This window comes from Simiduia sp. 21SJ11W-1, assembly GCF_024138675.1.
GTDB lineage: Bacteria > Pseudomonadota > Gammaproteobacteria > Pseudomonadales > Cellvibrionaceae > Simiduia.
The window spans coordinates 731,070-749,719 of record NZ_CP090959.1; the positions used below are offsets into that span (position 1 = coordinate 731,070).

13 protein-coding genes are annotated in these 18,650 nt (G+C 58.1%); 8 read left to right on the forward strand and 5 right to left on the reverse strand.

Features of this window, described 5'->3' with window-relative positions; genetic code table 11:
* Window positions 1-241: 241 nt before the first annotated feature.
* The 4 genes from gltB to L1F30_RS03240 all read left to right on the forward strand — a co-directional run bounded on the left by gltB (window position 242) and on the right by L1F30_RS03240 (window position 8,884).
* Window positions 242-4,693, forward strand: coding sequence for a glutamate synthase large subunit (gene gltB / locus L1F30_RS03225; RefSeq protein WP_253359319.1), 4,452 nt, complete (start codon window positions 242-244; stop codon window positions 4,691-4,693).
* A 26-nt stretch (window positions 4,694-4,719) separates the two neighbouring features.
* The gene (locus L1F30_RS03230; protein WP_253359320.1) at window positions 4,720-6,138 is read left to right on the forward strand and encodes an FAD-dependent oxidoreductase; all 1,419 of its coding nucleotides are present in this window, start codon (window positions 4,720-4,722) and stop codon (window positions 6,136-6,138) included.
* A gap of 130 nt (window positions 6,139-6,268) precedes the next feature.
* The gene (gene hemE, locus L1F30_RS03235; RefSeq protein ID WP_253359322.1) at window positions 6,269-7,333 is read left to right on the forward strand and encodes a uroporphyrinogen decarboxylase; all 1,065 of its coding nucleotides are present in this window, start codon (window positions 6,269-6,271) and stop codon (window positions 7,331-7,333) included.
* Window positions 7,334-7,528: 195 nt separating this feature from the next.
* Entirely contained in the window at window positions 7,529-8,884 is a 1,356-nt protein-coding gene (locus tag L1F30_RS03240; protein ID WP_253359324.1) for an HD-GYP domain-containing protein, read from the forward strand.
* Window positions 8,885-8,961: 77 nt separating this feature from the next.
* Here L1F30_RS03240 and asd read toward each other — a convergent pair whose 3' ends face one another.
* From asd to rsgA, 4 genes are all read right to left on the reverse strand, one after another.
* A complete protein-coding gene (asd, locus tag L1F30_RS03245) occupies window positions 8,962-9,816 on the reverse strand; it encodes an archaetidylserine decarboxylase (protein WP_253359326.1) in 855 nt (284 codons plus the stop codon).
* Window positions 9,817-9,836: 20 nt separating this feature from the next.
* On the reverse strand, window positions 9,837-10,637 hold the full coding sequence (locus L1F30_RS03250; RefSeq protein WP_253359338.1) for a rhodanese-like domain-containing protein: 801 nt from the start codon (window positions 10,635-10,637) through the stop codon (window positions 9,837-9,839).
* Window positions 10,638-10,704: 67 nt separating this feature from the next.
* Entirely contained in the window at window positions 10,705-12,294 is a 1,590-nt protein-coding gene (locus L1F30_RS03255; protein WP_253359340.1) for an HDOD domain-containing protein, read from the reverse strand.
* A 23-nt stretch (window positions 12,295-12,317) separates the two neighbouring features.
* A complete protein-coding gene (gene rsgA, locus L1F30_RS03260) occupies window positions 12,318-13,361 on the reverse strand; it encodes a small ribosomal subunit biogenesis GTPase RsgA (protein WP_253359342.1) in 1,044 nt (347 codons plus the stop codon).
* A 97-nt stretch (window positions 13,362-13,458) separates the two neighbouring features.
* On the opposite strand from rsgA, the gene orn reads away from it, so the two are divergent.
* On the forward strand, window positions 13,459-14,007 hold the full coding sequence (gene orn / locus L1F30_RS03265; protein ID WP_253359344.1) for an oligoribonuclease: 549 nt from the start codon (window positions 13,459-13,461) through the stop codon (window positions 14,005-14,007).
* Between the two features lie 97 nt (window positions 14,008-14,104).
* On the opposite strand, the gene queG is transcribed toward orn, so the two are convergent.
* A complete protein-coding gene (gene queG, locus L1F30_RS03270; protein WP_253359346.1) occupies window positions 14,105-15,241 on the reverse strand; it encodes a tRNA epoxyqueuosine(34) reductase QueG in 1,137 nt (378 codons plus the stop codon).
* Window positions 15,242-15,308: 67 nt separating this feature from the next.
* On the opposite strand from queG, the gene L1F30_RS03275 reads away from it, so the two are divergent.
* Genes L1F30_RS03275 through L1F30_RS03285 form a run of 3 tightly spaced genes read left to right on the forward strand, consistent with a single transcriptional unit; the run spans window position 15,309 to window position 18,640 of the window.
* Window positions 15,309-16,817: an NAD(P)H-hydrate dehydratase gene (locus L1F30_RS03275; RefSeq protein ID WP_253359348.1), complete on the forward strand. Its 1,509-nt coding sequence runs from the start codon at window positions 15,309-15,311 to the stop codon at window positions 16,815-16,817.
* Window positions 16,818-16,820: 3 nt separating this feature from the next.
* Entirely contained in the window at window positions 16,821-17,303 is a 483-nt protein-coding gene (gene tsaE, locus L1F30_RS03280) for a tRNA (adenosine(37)-N6)-threonylcarbamoyltransferase complex ATPase subunit type 1 TsaE (protein ID WP_371922645.1), read from the forward strand.
* 8 nt (window positions 17,304-17,311) lie between these two features.
* Complete coding sequence (locus L1F30_RS03285; RefSeq protein ID WP_253359349.1) at window positions 17,312-18,640, forward strand: N-acetylmuramoyl-L-alanine amidase; 1,329 nt, start codon at window positions 17,312-17,314, stop codon at window positions 18,638-18,640.
* The last annotated feature ends 10 nt before the right edge of the window (window positions 18,641-18,650 follow it).

Below are 18,650 nucleotides of genomic sequence, written 5' to 3' on the forward strand. Positions count from 1 at the left end.
CTGGGGAACCTCTGTGCGATAAATAATAGAGGTGGCAACCGATCCGAAGAGATCGCACTAGCATAGCCACCTACGCTTTCAGCATCGCAGGCACACGTCATCTACGCGCATCGTTCGCTTGCGGGTTTACACCCGCGGTGGTTACTGCGCCCTGACGAAAGCAGCGGAGGTTCTATCGGAGCCGGCGACGTTCCTGAAGTGCGCGCCGAGCAAAAAATTCTCAACGATTGAAGGACTGTTTATGAGCACTGGCCTGTACCGGTTAGACGAGTTCAAAGACAACTGCGGCTTTGGCTTGATTGCGCACCTCAAAGGCGAAACCAGCCACCGGCTGTTAAGCACGGCCATTGAGGCGCTGACCTGTATGACCCATCGCGGCGGTATTGCTGCCGATGGCAAAACGGGCGACGGGTGCGGTTTGCTGCTGCAAAAGCCAGACAGCTTTTTGCGCGCTGTGGCCAAGCAGGCCTGTGCTGCCGAACTGTCTGCCGTTTACGGTGTGGGCGTACTTATGCTCAGCACCGATCCGGTTTTGGCACAGCAACAGCGCAATATTGTTGAAGAAGAGCTGACGGCGGTGGATCTGGATGTGGCCGGCTGGCGCCTGATGCCCACAGATAACGCCTGCCTTGGGCCCATTGCCCTTGAGTCTGTGCCTGCTTTTTACAACGTCTTTGTCAATAGCCCGGCTGAGCTGGGCGATGAGCAGTTAAGTGCCAAATTATTTGTGGCGCGCCGTAAAGTTGAAAAGCGCCTGGCAGATGACGAATCTTTTTATGTGGCAAGCTTAAGCTGCAAGGTCATGTCTTTTAAAGGCTTGATGATGCCCGTGGATTTACCACGCTTTTTCCTGGATTTAGCCGACGATCGGTTGGAAACCGCCATTTGCGTTTTCCACCAGCGCTTTTCCACCAACACCATGCCGCGCTGGCCTCTGGCCCAGCCGTTCCGTATGTTGGCCCACAACGGTGAAATCAACACCATCACGGCCAACCGCAACTGGAGTGTGGCGCGTACGCCCAAGTTTCAATCGCCGCTGTTGCCGGATCTTGCTGAAATTTCGCCACTGGTCAACCGCACTGGTTCCGATTCATCAAGCCTTGATAACATGCTGGAAGTGCTCTTGGCAGGCGGCATGGAATTGCACCGCGCCGTGCGCATGTTGGTGCCGCCAGCCTGGCAGAACGTCGAGCATATGGACCCGGATCTGCGCGCGTTTTATGAATACAACTCCATGCATATGGAGCCCTGGGATGGCCCCGCCGGGCTTGTGATTACCGATGGTCGATACGCCGTCTGCACGCTCGATCGCAACGGCCTGCGTCCGTCGCGCTACGTAATCACTAAAGACGATTTTATTACCGTGGCCTCAGAAGTGGGTGTACACGGCTATAAGCCTGAAGATGTCGTGGCCAAGGGGCGCCTTGGCCCGGGCCAGATGCTGTCTATCGATACCCAGGAAGGCAAGCTCTACTTCAGCGAAGATATCGACAACATGTTGAAGTCGGCGCAGCCCTATAAGCAGTGGCTATCCAAGCGCGCGACGCGTCTACGCGCCGATTACAATGGCCCGGCCATTGATAACCAATTCACCATGGATGAGTTCTTCCGTCATCAAAAGCTGTTTCAGGTGAGCTTTGAAGAGCGCGACCAGGTGATTCGCCCGCTGGCAGAAGGTGGTCAGGAAGCAGTGGGCTCTATGGGCGACGACACGCCCATGGCCGTGCTGTCTGAAAAAGAGCGCTGCCTGTACGATTTCTTCCGCCAGCAATTTGCGCAGGTTACCAACCCGCCAATCGACCCGCTGCGTGAATCCATCGTGATGTCTTTGGAAACCTGTTTAGGTGCAGAAAAATCTGTCTTTGAGCATGTGGAAGATCACGCAGACCGCCTGATACTTTCATCGCCGGTGCTCACCTGGGCCAAGTGCGATTACATTTTGAAATTTGATAAGCCCGGTTACCGGGTGCGCAAGTTCTCGCTCTACTATGATCCCGCGCAAAAAGATTTGCGCCAGGCGGTGGTCGATTTGTGTGATGAAGTGGAAGCTGCCGTGCGCGAGGGTGCGGTTATCGTTGTGCTTTCAGATCGCGATGTAGAGCCCGAGCTGCTGCCTATTCATGCGCTGCTGGCCACCGGTGCCGTGCATGCGCGCCTGGTGAATACCGGGTTGCGCTGTAATTCCAACATCATTGCAGATACCGCCACCGCGCGCGATTCTCACCAAATTGCCTGCCTGATTGGCTACGGTGCCACCGCCGTTCACCCCTATTTGAGTTACTCGGTTATCAACCACCTGATTCAAACCGGTGAGATGCTGGACGATGCCGCAACCGCGCAGAAGCGTTACGTTACTGCAATTTGTAAGGGGCTTTTGAAAATTCTTTCGAAGATGGGTATTTCTACCATTGCGTCTTACCGCGGTGCTTACCTGTTCGAAATTATCGGCTTGAACCGCGATGTGGTAGACCTGTGTTTCCCGGAGACGCCATCGCGTATTGCCGGTGCCGGGTTTGATGATTTGCAGTCTGATCAAGCCAAGCTTCTGGCCTATGCCAACAAGGCCCGCAAGCCCATCCAGCCGGGCGGCCTGTTGAAGTATATGCACGGCCAGGAATATCACGCCTTTAACCCGGATGTTGTGCAAACCCTGCAGCGCGCGGTGCAAACCGGCGACTACAGCGTATGGCGCGACTACGCGGGCCTTGTGAACGAGCGCCCAACGGCCACGCTGCGCGATTTGTTGAAAGTAAAAGAGGCACCCACACCTATTCCGCTCGATGAAGTGGAGCCTGTGTCTGCCATTGTGCGCCGCTTTGATTCGGCAGCTATGTCGCTCGGTGCGCTGTCACCCGAAGCGCACGAGGCGCTGGCCCAGGCCATGAACGCTTTGGGTGGTCGTTCCAACAGCGGTGAGGGCGGTGAAGATCCGGCTCGCCATGGCACCAACAAAACGTCCAAAATCAAGCAGGTGGCCTCTGGCCGTTTCGGCGTCACGCCGGAATACCTGGTCAATGGCGAGGTGCTGCAAATCAAAGTGGCCCAGGGTGCCAAGCCCGGTGAGGGCGGCCAGCTGCCGGGCGGCAAGGTGAATGCGTTGATTGCGCGCCTGCGTTACTCGGTGCCTGGCGTTACGCTGATTTCGCCGCCGCCGCATCATGATATTTATTCGATTGAAGATCTGGCGCAGCTGATTTACGACCTCAAGCAAGTCAATCCCGCGGCCTTGGTATCGGTGAAACTGGTGTCGCGCCCGGGTGTGGGCACCATTGCCGCGGGTGTGGCCAAGGCCTATGCCGATTTAATTACTATCTCGGGCTACGATGGCGGTACAGCAGCCAGCCCATTGACGTCAATTCGTTACGCCGGTTCACCCTGGGAGCTCGGCCTTTCAGAAACCCACCAGATGCTGCGTGCCAATAACCTGCGCGGCAAGGTGCGCGTGCAAACTGATGGCGGTTTGAAATCGGGCCTGGACGTTGTAAAGGCGGCCATGCTGGGTGCTGAAAGCTTTGGCTTTGGCACGGCACCCATGGTGGCTTTGGGTTGCAAGTATTTGCGTATTTGCCACCTCAATAACTGTGCAACGGGTGTGGCCACCCAGAACGCCAAGCTCCGCCGCGATCACTACATCGGCACTGTGGATATGGCGATGAACTTCTTTAAGTTTATGGCTGAGGAAACCCGCGAGTGGATGGCGCGTTTGGGCGTGCGTACATTTGATGAGCTGGTGGGGCGCGTGGATTTGCTGGAGCGGATCGAAGGGCGCACCAAGCGGCAGTCGCAGCTCGATTTAAGCCCCATCACCCATACCGATGCGTTCCTGGCAACCAAGCCGCAAACCTGCCAGCAAGAGCGCAACAAGCCCTTCGACGAGGGCCGCCTGGCAGAAACCATGGTGCAAGCCCTGCTGCCTGCCATCGAGAAAAAATCCGGCGGCGAGTATGCGTTTACCGTCACCAACTGCGACCGCTCCATTGGCGCGCGTATCAGTGGTGAGATTGCCAAGCGCCACGGCAACCTGGGCATGAACGATGCCCCTATCACCTTGAAATTGACCGGTGTTGCCGGCCAAAGTTTCGGTGTGTGGAACGCAGGTGGCCTGGAGATGATTCTGGAAGGCGATGCCAACGACTATGTGGGTAAAGGCATGGCTGGCGGCAAGCTGGTTGTGCGCCCGCCGCAGGGTTCTGGCTTTAAATCCCAGGAAACCTCCATCATTGGCAACACTTGTTTGTACGGCGCGACTGGCGGCAAATTGTTTGCTGCAGGTCAGGCCGGTGAACGCTTTGCCGTGCGCAACTCCGGCGCCCAGGCGGTTGTGGAAGGTGCGGGTGATCACTGCTGCGAATACATGACCGGCGGTGTGGTGGCCGTGCTTGGCAAGGTAGGTGTGAACTTCGGCGCCGGTATGACCGGTGGCTTTGCCTACGTGCTGGATTTGGAGCGCAGTTTCTCTGATCGTTACAATCGCGAGCTGGTTGAAATTACCCGCATCAACAACGAAGAATTGGAAGCGCATCAAACCCATTTGCAGCAAATTATTGAAGAATTTGTGGCTGAAACAGACAGCGAGTGGGGCAAATACCTGTTGGAGAATTTCTTCGATTTGGTCGGCAAGTTCTGGTTGGTTAAGCCCAAGGCCGCAAACCTTGAAGGCTTGTTAAAGCAAACTGTGGCGAGCCCACAATAACCACACAGAATTGAAGAGGAAGCATTATGTCAGCTCGATTAAATAATCATTTTCAGTTCGTGGATGTGGGCCGTCAGGATCCTGCGAAAAAAGCGCTGAAAACCCGCAAGACACAATTCGTAGAAATTTATCAGCCGTTCACCGAAGAAGAGGTGCAAAGCCAATCGCACCGCTGCCTGGAGTGCGGCAACCCTTACTGCGAGTGGAAGTGCCCGGTACACAACTTTATTCCCAACTGGTTGAAGTTGATCAGTGAAGGCAACATTTTTGAAGCAGCCGAGCTCAGCCATCAAACCAACTCGCTGCCGGAAGTGTGCGGGCGTGTGTGCCCGCAAGATCGCCTGTGCGAAGGTGCCTGTACCTTAAACGATGGCTTCGGGGCGGTAACCATTGGCAATGCCGAGAAATACATTACCGATACCGCGTTCGCCATGGGCTGGAAGCCCGACATGTCGAAAGTGGTATGGACCGACAAAAAAGTCGCCATCATCGGCGCCGGCCCCGCCGGTATCGGGTGTGCCGATATTCTGGTGCGCAATGGCGTGAAGCCTGTGGTGTTTGATCGCTACCCGGAAATTGGCGGGCTGCTCACCTTTGGCATTCCCGAGTTCAAGTTGGAAAAATCCGTATTGAGCCGCCGCCGTGAAATCTTTACCGAAATGGGTGTGGAGTTCCGCCTGAACACCGAGATCGGCAAAGACATTTCCATGGATGAATTGCTGCAAGAATACGATGCGGTATTCATGGGCATGGGTACCTACAAATACATGAAAGGTGGCTTCCCCGGTGAGGATCTTGATGGCGTGTACGACGCGCTCCCGTTCCTAGTGGCCAACGTCAACCGCAACCTGGGCTTTGAGAAAGACCCGGCAGATTTCATCAGTGTGGAAGGCAAGCGCGTGGTAGTGCTTGGCGGTGGTGATACCGCCATGGATTGTAACCGCACCTCCATTCGCCAGCAGGCGGCCTCGGTAACCTGTGCCTACCGTCGCGACGAAGCCAACATGCCGGGCTCCAAGCGCGAAGTGGTGAATGCCAAGCAAGAGGGCGTGAAATTCCTGTTCAATCGCCAGCCCGTTGAAATTGTGGGCGATGGCAAAGTGGAAGGCGTGAAAGTGGTTACCACCAAGCTGGGCGAACCCGATGCCAATTGTCGTCGCCGGCCCGAGGTAGTGGCAGGCTCTGAGGAAATTATTCCCGCCGATACTGTACTTGTGGCCTTTGGCTTCCAGCCAAGCCCCGCGCCCTGGTTTGAAACCCACGGCATTAGCGTGAACAGCTGGGGCGGTGTTGAAGCCAAAGAGCATCAAACCTACAAGTTCCAAACATCCAACCCCAAGGTGTTTGCCGGTGGCGACATGGTGCGTGGTTCAGACCTGGTGGTTACCGCCATTTGGGAGGGCCGCGAAGCCGCCCAGGGGATTCTGGATTACCTGGACGTCTAACCTCCAGCAGCAACACCCTAAGGGCCCAGACCGGGCCCTTTGTCATTTCTGGGCGGAGGCTTGTGGCTTGCGTCTGTACGCCTTGCAGGCCACGCCGTACAATGCGCGCATCTGATATAAAGTGAATGCTATGACTGAATTGAAGAATGACCGCTTTTTGCGGGCGCTGATGCGCGAACCGGTTGATGTCACCCCCGTCTGGATGATGCGCCAGGCAGGGCGCTACCTGCCCGAATACCGCGCCAGCCGCGCGCGCGCCGGCGACTTCATGGGCCTGTGTACCAACCCTGAGGCCGCCTGTGAAGTCACGCTGCAGCCCTTGGAGCGCTATCCACTGGATGCCGCCATTCTGTTTTCAGATATTCTCACTATCCCCGATGCCATGGGCCTGGGCCTCTACTTTGAAACCGGCGAAGGCCCGCGCTTTAAAAAGCCCGTGCGCACCGAGGCTGAGGTCAACGCCCTGAAGGTGATAGACCCACACCAGGACTTGCCCTATGTGGTAGATGCAGTGAGCACCATCCGCCGCGAGCTCAACGGCCGCGTGCCGCTCATCGGCTTCTCCGGCAGCCCCTGGACACTGGCCACCTACATGGTGGAGGGCGGCTCCAGCAAGGATTTCCGCCGTGCGAAAACCATGGCCTTCAACCAGCCTGAGGTAATGCACCAGCTGCTGACGGTGCTTGCGGACTCGGTTACAGCCTATCTCAACGCCCAGATTGAAGCCGGTGCCCAGGCCGTGCAAATTTTTGATACCTGGGGCGGCGCGCTGTCGCATGCGGCTTACCAAGAGTTCTCGCTGGCCTATATGCAGCGCATTGTTGCCGGCCTCATTCGCGAGCGTGAGGGGCGCAAGGTGCCGGTAATTCTGTTTACCAAGGGCGGCGGCCAGTGGCTTGAGCTGCTGGCAAATACCGGCGCAGACGCGCTGGGCCTGGATTGGACCACCGATATTGGCCAGGCGCGTGCCCGCGTAGGCTCGCAGGTGGCGCTGCAAGGCAATATGGACCCAACCATGCTCTACGCAAGCCCTGAGCGTATTCGCGCCGAGGTGGGCCAAATACTTGGGTCTTACGGGGCGGGCAGTGGCCACGTTTTCAACCTTGGCCACGGTATCACCCCGGAAGTGGATCCGGCCCATGCGGGGGCATTTATCAACGCCGTGCACGAGTTGTCGGCGGTCTACCACGAGTAATTGTTAAGAGTGTGACCCCCTTCGTGAGGCAAAATTCGCCAAACGCAGTGGAAAGACGCTAAAATCGTCTATTAAGTCAAATGGTTAGAGCCGCTTTCTCTGGTAGGACTTGAATTCCAGCGCAGGCATTGCAGCCTGCGCGCGCAAACGCGCAGCCCGGCAGAGTGATTGGCACATAGCGACGAGGAAGTTGCCTTGGCGATAAAGCAGTTAAAAGTGGATGTAAATGAGCTGACTCCCGGCATGTTCGTGTCGGGCCTGGATCGCCCATGGTCGCAAACCCCCTTTCCCTTGCAGGGCTTCTACATCCGCGAGATGGAAGAAATCAAGCAGCTGAAAGCCCATTGCCGGCACGTATACATTGATGTAGCCAAGGGTAAGGGCCCGGTTGCCGCCAAGCTTAAAACCTTGAAGCCAGGTGTATCCCAACCTGCCGGCCCGCGCACAGCCAAAGGCTCCAGCGCCAACATTCCCGTGGCGCCGCTTAAAATCAAGCGCAATGTCTACCAGCAAAAATCGCAACTGAAAAAAGAAGTGGCGGTGGCCAAGGAATTGCACCAGCAGGTGCACTCGGCCATGGGGCAGGTGCTGGGCCAGCTGGAAAAGGGCCGCGAAATTTCCGTCAAGGATACCAAGCGTGCCGCCAGCCAGATGGTAGATTCAGTAATCAGAAACCCCGATGCCTTCTCTTGGCTTGCGCGCGTGCGCGAGGTGGATGAGCACACCTACACCCACGCCATGCGCTCGGCGGTGTGGGGTATTTTATTTGGTCGCCACATCGGCCTTGGCAAAACCGACCTAGACACCCTGGCACTCGGTATTTTGTTTAAGGATGTGGGCAAAACCAAAATTGAGAAATCGCTCATTGCCAAAAAGCAGCGCACGCCCGAGGAAGAGCTGCAATACGAAAAATTTGTATTGCACGGCTGCGATATCTTGCGCCAGATGCCGGGCATAGAACCGCGCGTGATTGCGGTGGTAAAAACCCACTGCGAGCGGCTAAACGGCAGCGGCTTCCCGCAGCATTTGCGCGGCGACAAAATCCCCATGCTGGGCAAGATTGCCGGTATTGTGACCTTCTACGACGACACCACTAACCCTCGTGGCGAGGCCTACCCGCTGGCGCCATCGAAGGCTGTGGCCAAACTGTATGAGCTGCGCGATATCCAGTTTCAGGAAGAGCTGGTGGTGGAGTTTATTCGCGCCATCGGCCTCTACCCAACGGGCACCTTGGTGGAGCTTTCCACAGGCGAAGTGGGCGTGGTGGTTGAGCAAAATTTCGAGCGCAGGCTGAAGCCCAAAGTAATGCTGGTGCTGGATGCCTGCAAGCATCACATGCGCAAACCTTTATTGCTGGATTTAGCCGAAGATGACAGGCAGAAGCAGGCGTTGATCGATTCCGGCAAAAAGCGCTTGTCTGAAATTGAAAAAATTGAAATCGCACAGGACTTGGAGCCCGGCAGTTACGATATTGATATCGCAACCATTCGCGATGAATACCTGTTTAAGCCTGAAAAAAAGGGCTGGCTTTCTGGCCTGTTCGGCAAATAAGCCGTTAGCCGTTTGTCTAAAGTTGAATAAAAAACGCCTGCATTAGCAGGCGTTTTTTATGGGCGAGGGTGCAAGATCTAGCGCTTTAGCTCGCCGAGTTTGGTGCCCATTACCGTGGGGGTGCCAGCGCGGTAATGCGCCTCCCACTCCATCACGCCCGGGCCAAAAACCACAATGGCGGTGCTGCCCAGTTTAAAGCGGCCCATCTCTGCACCTTTTTCAAGGCTAACGGTTTGGGCGGTGTTGTATTGGGTGCGCTTGATGGTGCGGCGGTAAGGCGTAACCTGGCCTGCCCACACAGTTTCAATGGCGGCCACAATCATCGCGCCCACCAGCACCAGCGCCATGGGGCCGGCTTCTGTTTCAAAAAAGCACACCAGCCGCTCGTTGCGCGCAAATAAGCGCGGCACTTCATCGGCGGTTGCCTCGTTCACGGAAAATAAATCGCCCGGCACGTAAACCATTTCGGTGAGCGTGCCGCCAAGGGGCATGTGCACGCGGTGATAATCTTTGGGTGAAAGATACACAGTGGCAAATTTGCCGCCCATAAACGGCTGGGCTGCTGAGGGGTCGCCACCGAGTAGTTCGGTCAGGCTGTAATCCTGGCCTTTGGCCTGAAATACCCGCCCCAGTTCAATATCGCCCAGCTGTGAAATGGCACCATCGGTCGGGCTTACAATGCTGTTGGCATCGGTATCAATGGGGCGTGCGCCGGGCTTGAGTGCACGGGTAAAAAAATCGTTAAAACAGGCGTAGCGGGTTGGATCTTCTTCCAGGGCTTCGCTCATGTTGACGTCGTAGCGATCCACAAACCAGCGGGTGAAGGGGTCTTTAATCCAGCTGATGTGGGTTTCGGCCAGCCAGCCTGCGGCACGCGAAAGCGCGTGCTGGGGAACGAGGTATTGCAGGCTGGCAAAAAGTTTCGGATTCATGTGGGGTGTCCGTGTGGTGGTTATTGTTCAACGGGCGTTGACGGGTGGTTGCCCCATTCGCTCCAGGATCCATCGTAGGCGCGAATGGAAAGGCCCAGACTTTTGCCTACCAGGTAGGTAAAGCCCGAGCGGTGATGGGTTTGGCAGTGGGTCACAATGTCTTTGCCGCGCGCAATGCCAAGGCTTGCCAAAAACTGTTTGGCATCGGGGCGAATGCGCAGCTGTTTTTGTTGGTCCATGAGCTGCGTCCATTCGCAGTTAATGGCGCCGGGAATGTGGCCGCCTTTTTGGGCGAATACTTTTTCGCCACGAAATTCTGCGGGGCTGCGGGCATCCCACACCAGGAAGTTGCTATCGCCAAGGCGCGCTTCAATTTCTTCAAGGCTTGCGGTAAAAGATTTCGGGTGCAGGTGCAGCTTGGGCGTTGTAGGCGCAACTTGTGTGGCCTCTGTTGACAGTGGCAAGCCCTCGGCCTTCCAGGCCAGCAGGCCGCCGTTTAAGTAGGAATATTTTTGATGGCCAATCACATCCAATAGCCAAATAAAGCGGCCAGCCCAGCCCCCGCCCTCGTCGTCGTACACCACAAAGTGGGTGTCGGGCGTGAAGCCTAACCGCCCGAACAGGGCCGTTAAGTGGGCGGCATCGGGCAGTTTACCCACCGCAGGAGGCGCGCTTGCCATAATCGATTGCGGTGTGGCGCTCAACGCACCCGGGATGTGGCCTTGGGCGTAAGACTGCTCGTTGCATAAATCCACCAAGCACAGGGCGGGGTTTTGCAGTTTTGCGCTCAGATCTGCAGGTTCGATAATCAATGGCAGCATCACAGGATTCCCGACTGGTTAAAGGCGACATTGTAATGCAATAGGCCCGGCACACCAGCCTTTGGTGTTAGCTGGCGGTGCGACGCTGTACGTTGCGGGCAAGGCGGGCGATGGATTTCTGTGCAGCCTGGGCCAGCCGTTTGCACGCTGCCAGCCTGGGTGGCGTGAGGTCGGCCTCGCTGGCGAATAAAATTGCCACGGGCTTGGCGCCCAAAAACAGCGAGATAAAAAGCGCATCCCGTTCCCCAAGTGAGTCTGCCAGCGGGTCAGGCAGCTGGCGTAGCATGGGTGCGCGGTTGTCGGCGTTAACCAGCAGTGCTGCGGGCTTTTCCAAAAGTTTCGCCAGCAGGCCGTTGGCGGGCAGGTGTTGGGGTAGCGAATTGTGTTGGTCGAAGCTGCATTTTAATTGCCATTGCCCGCTTTGGGTGCGCACCAGTAAACCGCCTTGTTGCATGCCTATGCCGTCGGCCAATGTGCTGGCAAGCAGGGTAAAAATATCATTCAGGCTCGCCAAAGCCTCTGCGCCCTCGGTTAAGTGCTGCAGGGCGTTGCGCACCCGTGTTGCGTTGTGAAAACGATTGTCTAGCAGGCGCGAGGTATCGGCGCTGCTGTTGCCTGTATTGGCCTTGGCTTCGGGTTTGATCTGTGGCTTGGCAACCGTTTGTGCTTGCTGGGGCCTGGGCAGTGAGTAAACCGGTTGCTGGGCAAAGCGCGGCCATTGGCAAACTAGCCGGCGCGCCGGGTGGCTGGCAGTTATTTGTGCGTGAATAACCGGCAAATTGGCCGCACATGTGTGCAGGGTGCGGGTAACCACCGAGGGCTCGCAGTGCAGCAGTGTGGCCAGCCATTGCTGCGCGCGCAGGCAGCGGTTTTGGCCGGGCGCCTCGGCAAAGCTGCGTGTAAGCCCGGCGATTAAGCCTAAAAAAACTGCCGGCCGATGTTGTGAGTCGGCGCCACGCTGTTGGCGGCTGGTGCGCGCGAGGTTGCGCAGTTGGTGCCGGTAGCTGGCAGGGTGCAGCGCCAGTGCTTCACGCAGCCGCAGCGGCAGCGGCTGTTGGCGCAGGGCTGCGTTTAGCCAGGGCTCAAGTGCGGTGCCAAACACCAGTGCCTGCGCTTTGGCGGGGCCTATGTGCGGGTTCAGGCTCAACCCGTCACATACGGCTTTTTCTTCCGGCGCCTGATGCCAGAGCAGCCATTGATCCAGCTGACTGAACAGGGCTGCAAAATACAGCTCGCCGGGCACAAGGCCTGCGCGCGCAAGCGGTAATTGCTGCACCAGGGCTGCGCGCAGCAGGGCTTGCTGCAGTTGGCGCCAGTAGGCGGGCAGTGGCCCTTCGGCCACGGGCAGGCTGTTTAGAATTTGCGTAACCTGCGGGAAGCCTAGCAGGCTCACCAGGTGGCTGAGCCCGTGCAACTCATTGCCCGATGCCTGCAACAACCGGTTGGCGCGCAAGAAAAAGTGCAGGCAGGCGGCTGGGTCCTGGGCGATGGCTTGGCCTACCTGTGCCGCGCTGCTGTTGGGTTTGGCCAGCGCGCGCTGAATACGCTCAAAGCTCCCCGGCAGCAGGGTAAGGCCTGCCAGCGACAGGTTTTTATGCCAGTGGGCAGCGCCTTTGGGGGCGCCGAGTTTGATGGGCTTGGGGCTGCTTCGCGTCATGCTCCAAGCATAGTCGAGCCCGCTCAGCCGTGCGGGTGTTCCAGGCTTGCAAGAATCATGTTGCAGCTGTCAAAGCGCGATTCGCTGATGCGCCCGTCTTGCACTGCCTGGCGCAGTGCGCAACCCGGCTCGCTTTGGTGTTTGCAGTCGCGAAATTTACAGTGCCCCAAAAAGGGCCGGAATTCGATAAACCCTTGCAGTACGTCATCTGGCTCCATGTGCCACAGGCCAAACTCGCGAATGCCGGGCGAGTCTATCAGGTGCCCGCCCGAGGGGAAGTGATACAGGTGTGCGGTGGTGGTGGTGTGGGTGCCTTTTTGGGTGGCCTCGGATAAGCCGCCCACGCGGATATCGTAACCGGGCAAGAGGCTATTGATGAGCGACGATTTGCCCACGCCCGATTGCCCCACAAACACGCTGGTGTAGTGGGCCAGATAGCGGGTGAGCTGGCTGATGTTTTCGCCGGTTTCGGTAGACACCCGCAGGCAGTCGTACCCCAATGAGGTGTAGCGCTCGGCCAGCCAATCCATCTTGGTGCGATTGCCCGCATCAATGCGATCGGATTTGTTGAACAGAATCAGCGGCGTAATTTCAAGTGATTCTGTGGCCACCAGGTAGCGATCAATCAAATTGGCGTGCGGCTCTGGGTAGGGCGCGGCCACAATGATTACCCGGTCGATGTTGGCGGCGATGGTTTTTAAATCGCCGTAAGGGTCTGGCCGTTGCAGTTGGGAGTGACGCGGCTGCACCGCCACAATCACGCCGGCATCTTTGCCGCGCCGCCATACCACTTTATCGCCGGTAACCAAAGAGCCCAGGTTGGCGCGAAAGTGGCAGCTCACCACCTCGCCTTGGGCAGAGCCCGCATCTTCTTCGCGCTCGATAGATTCTACCTCAACGCGCTTGCCATAGTGCGCCACCACCAGGCCAAACTCTTCAGGCCCCAGGCTGTCGTCTTGCAATTGTTGTTCGGTGCGGGCATCGCGCTTGCTGGCGCGCTCACTGCGTTCTTTTTGGATCTTCTCTATTCGCCAGGCTTGTCGGCGATTGAGCTTGCGCTTACTCATGGGGCAGGATCATTATGCGGGCGCCTCTGGGTGTGCCTTGCTAAACTGTGGGGCACATTGTAAAACGTGCGCCTTCAAAAAAATACGAGCATATCCCATGAGCCAAATTGCCGACGACAACCTGATCTGGATTGACCTGGAAATGACCGGGCTTGAACCCGATTCTGATGTAATCATCGAGATTGCCACAATCGTGACCGATGCCCAGCTGAACATTCTGGCAGAAGGGCCGGTGTTTGCCATTTCCCAGCCCAAATCGGTGATGGATGGTATGGACGAGTGGAACACCAACCAGCACGGCAAATCGGGCCTTACCCAGCGGGTGTTGTCTTCCGATGTGAGTGCCGCCGACGCCGAGGCCGCCACCATTGCCTTCCTGGAGCAGTGGGTGCCCAAGGGCAAGTCGCCCATGTGTGGCAATTCCATCTGTCAGGATCGTCGCTTTCTGGTGCGCGGCATGCCGGCGCTTGAGCGCTACTTCCACTATCGCAACCTGGATGTAAGCACCCTCAAGGAACTGGCCCGTCGCTGGGCGCCAGAGGTATTGGCGGGCGTTAAGAAAACCAGCAGCCACCTGGCCATGGACGACATCAAAGACTCCATTGCCGAATTGCAGCACTACCGCAAAGAGTTCATCAAGGCCTGATTGCCGGGCCTGCACTGGCAGGCCTTTACCTGCGCAGCGGCCTGTAGCGCGGGCGTTTTACGCGGTTTTTTCACCCAGTTTATGCAGGCAAGGTGTGCTACCAGGCCCGCTCGCTATTGCGAATTTTGCGCTTGCGCTTTTTTGTGGGGTTGCGCTGTTGGGCCAGCGCCCAGTCGATGTGCTCTTGCACCATGGCCGTTGCCTGTGGCCGTACGCGCTCGAGCACCTGAATAACTGCATCACTTTTTGGCGCGTTGCCAAGGCCAATGGCCAGGTTGCGCTGCCAGTTTTCAAAGCCCGTGCGGCGCAGGGGTGAGCCTGCCGTGCGATCCAAAAACTCTTGTTCACGCCACTGAAACAGCTCCACCAGTTTGGTGTTATCGAGCTTGTGGCGCGGTAAAAAGTCGATTTCCCGGGTGTAGTGCGCGTACTTGTTCCAGGGGCAGATGGCCTGGCAGTCGTCGCAGCCAAATACGCGGTTGCCTATGGGCTCGCGAAACTCTTCGGGAATGGCGCCTTTGTGTTCGATGGTGAGGTAGGAAATGCAGCGCCCGGCATCTAGCTCATAGGGCCGCGGGAAGGCATCTGTGGGGCAGACTTTCAGGCAGGCGGTGCACTCGCCGCACTCGTCGGCCTGGGGTTGTTGGTCGATTGGCAGTGGCAGTGCCGAGAGAATCTCACCCAGGAAAAACCAGCTGCCCGCTTCGCGGTTAATCACCAGCGTGTGTTTGCCCTGCCAGCCCAGGCCCGCCTTGGCGGCCAGGGGCTTTTCCGCCACCGGGGCGCTGTCTACAAAGGCGCGATGTTGAAAGCCCGCCGGCAGCGCAAGGCCCAGTTCTTCGGCCCGGGTTTCAATGTACTTGGCCAGTTGGCTCAGGCGTTTGCGAATTAATTTGTGGTAGTCGCGCCCGAGTGCGTAGCGCGACACATAGGCGCTTTCACCGTCTTTTAAAGCGGCAATGAGTTGGGTGTCGGCGGGTAAATAATTCATGCGCAGGCTGATTACCCGCACGGTGCCCGGCAGTAGCTCCTGCGGGCGGGTGCGCATATTGCCGTGCTCGCCCATCCACTGCATACCTGCCTGATAGCCCTTGGCCAGCCACTGGCTAAGTTGTGCCTCGCTGGCGGTGAGATCGGTATCGGTGATGCCGATCTGCTGAAAGCCCAACTGCTGGCCGCGGGTTTTGAGGTCGGCAGCTAACTGGGCCAACGCTGTGTGATCGGTTTCTGCCATTGTTCGTGTGCTGTGTATGCCTTTTCCGTATAATTCTGACAGATTTTTCACCTGCACGAGATAACGCATGTCTGCCGCCTTGCCATTGGAACTCTACAGCGCCGCTTCGGTGCGCGCACTGGATCAATACCTGATTGAACAACAAGGCCTCAGTGCCGAGCTGTTAATGAAGCGCGCTGGCCGCTTCGCCTTTGAGCAAATCCTGCAGGCCTGGCCACAGGCACGCCGCATGGTGGTGGTGTGCGGCGCGGGCAATAACGCAGGCGATGGCTATGTGGTGGCGGCCTTGGCGCAGGCGCGCAACTGGGCGGTGGAGCTGCGCTGGCTTGCCAAGCCCGAAGATCTCAGCGGTGCCGCCAGTGCTGCTTGGCAGTATGCCCAGCAAGAGGGCGTGAGCGCAAAAGCCTTCGATAAAACCGAAAGCCTGCCCGCCGATGTGCTGGTGGATGGCCTGCTAGGCACAGGCCTGAATAAACCCGTTGAAGGCCTTTACGCCGATGCCATTGACTGGCTTAACCACCAAAAGCGCCGCCAGCAGGCCAAGGTGTTGGCACTGGATGTGCCCTCGGGGCTGAATGTAGACACCGGCAGTGCAACCAAGGTGGTGCTTGCCGATCTCACCGCCACCTTCGTGGGCTTGAAATTTGGCCTGTTCACAGGCGCGGGGCGCAGTGCAGCGGGGCGCGTGGTGTTTTCCGATCTCGGCGGCGATACGCGCGAGGCCAGTGTGCCAGTCGCCGCCTACCGGGCCGATTATCCGGTGCTCTTGAGCAAACTTTCACCGCGCCCGCTCGATAGCCACAAGGGCCGCTTTGGCCACCTGGCTGTGGTGGGGGGTGATAACGGCATGAGTGGCGCAGCCCTGATTGCCGCCGAGGCAGGCCTGCGCGCAGGCAGCGGTATGGTGAGCCTGGTGAGCCGGTCGCTCACCGCGCAAATCGCGCTAACCCGCCAGCCGGAGTTGATGGCCTTGGGCGTAGATGCCGGCATTGATGCCCAGGCCAAGCTCGCCACTGCTACCTCGCTGGTCGTGGGGCCGGGGCTTGGCCAGCAGGCCTGGGGTGAGCAATTGCTCGCCCAAAGCCTGGCGGCAAACTTGCCCTGCTGCATAGATGCCGACGGCCTGAATTTACTCGCCAAGCTAGCCGCTCCCCAATTGCCCCCGCAGGTTGTGCTCACGCCGCATCCGGCCGAGGCTGCGCGCCTGCTCAGGCAAACTACCCAAGAGGTGCAAGCCGACCGGGCAGCTGCGGCGCGCGCCTTGGTGCAGGCCACCGGTGCGGTGGTGGTACTCAAGGGTGCCGGTACGCTGGTGGCCTACCGCGCAGGCGGTGATACCCGGCTCACGTTGATTGATGCCGGCAATCCCGGCATGGCCAGCGGTGGCATGGGTGATTGCCTGGCGGGCGTAATTGGCGCGCTGCTGGCACAGGGCCTTGAGGCCCAGGAGGCTGCACAATTGGGTGCGCTGGTGCACGCCATGGCCGGTGATCAGCAGGCCGAGGCCGACGGCCAGCGGGGCCTGTTGGCCACTGATTTACTACCCGCGGTGCGTTGGTTGTTGAACGGGCTCTAACACATGAACGAGTTGCGATTAAGCGCCCACGGCGAGGCGGAGATGGTGGCCCTGGGCGAGCGGCTGGGTAGGCTACTGCCTGCGGGTGTGATTTTTCTTGAAGGTGATCTGGGGGCCGGTAAAACCACGTTAACGCGCGGATTACTGCACGCGTTTGGCCATTCAGGTGCCGTTAAGAGCCCCACCTATACCCTGGTTGAGCCTTATCAATTGGGAGATGCACAGGTGTTTCACTTCGATCTCTACCGCCTGGGTGATCCGGAGGAGCTGGAGTACATGGGAATCCGTGATTATTTTGATGCCCAGAGCCTGTGCATTGTGGAGTGGCCCATGCGCGGTGAGGGTTTTTTGCCTCAGCCGGACTGGCGGGTTAAAGTCACGCCATTACTGCTTGCCGGGCAAGCACCGGGCCGCACACTGGCTGTGTCGGCTCACACAGAGCGCGGCCGGCAAGCGCTACAATTGCTACAAAACACTGGGAGTTAGGGCCGCTGATGCTGCGACCTATAGTGACATTGCTGGGCCTGTGCCTAAGCCTCTGTGCGCAAACGCTGGCCGCCACCACCATTGATGGCGCGCGGCTTTGGCGCGCCCCCGATCACACCAGGCTGGTGTTCGATTTAAGTGGCCCGGTAGATCACAGCATCTTCTCCTTAAGCGGGCCCGACCGCTTGGTGGTAGACATCCAATCGGTGAAGCTCAAAACCAATCTGGCGGATTTACCGCTGGAAAATACCCCCATTCGCACCCTGCGAACCGCGCCTCGCAACGCCGACGATTTGCGCATCGTGCTGGATTTATCGGCCGCGGTGAAACCGCGCAGCCTGGTGCTGAAAAAGTTTGGCGACAAGGCCGACCGTCTGGTGATCGATCTCTACGATACCGACATCAAGGTTGAGAAAACCGTGGTGGCCTCGGTGCCCTCCAGCAAGCGCGATATCGTCATCGCCATTGATGCCGGCCACGGCGGCGAAGACCCGGGCGCCCTTGGCCCCAACCGGTTGCGTGAAAAAGACGTGGTGCTGGCTATTGCCCGCGATTTGAAAAAGCTGGTGGATGCCGAGCCCGGCTACCGCGCCTTCATGACCCGCACGGGTGACTACTATGTGTTGCACGCCAAGCGCCGGAACCTGGCCCGTGCCGAGCGCGCCGATTTGTTTGTGTCGATTCACGCCGATGCCTTTACCAACCCCAAAGCACGCGGTGCGTCGGTATTTGCGCTGTCGCAGCGTGGCGCCACCTCTGAAATGGCGCGCTTTCTGGCCCAGCGTGAAAACGAGGCAGATTTGTTCGGCGGTGAGGGCACCATTTTGGAGGGCCGCGATGAAATGCTGGCCTCGGTGCTGGTGGATTTGTCCATGACCTCCACCCTCAGCCAGAGCTTGCAAGTGGGCGATAAAGTTATCCAGTCCATGAAAAAAATGGCGCATATGCACAAGCACCACGTAGAGCAGGCCAACTTTCTGGTGTTGAAGGCCCCCGATGTGCCCTCTATTTTGGTGGAAACGGGTTTTATCTCGAACCCCCAAGAGGCGCGCAAGCTCGCCACCAGCAGCTACCGCCAGCAAATGGCCAACGCCATTTTTGGCGGCATTAAAAATTATTTTTACGAAACCCCACCGTCGGATTCCTACATCGCCTGGCGCAAAAAAGGCGGCCGAGATGAAGCGCCCGGGCGTAAGGAATATGTAATCGCCAGGGGTGATACCCTCACTGCCATTGCAAGGCGCCACAATGTATCGGTTGATGAATTGCGCCGCGCCAACAATCTGAATGGCTCAACCATTATGATTGGCCAGAAAATCCAAATCCCCACTTCCTGACCTGTGTTGT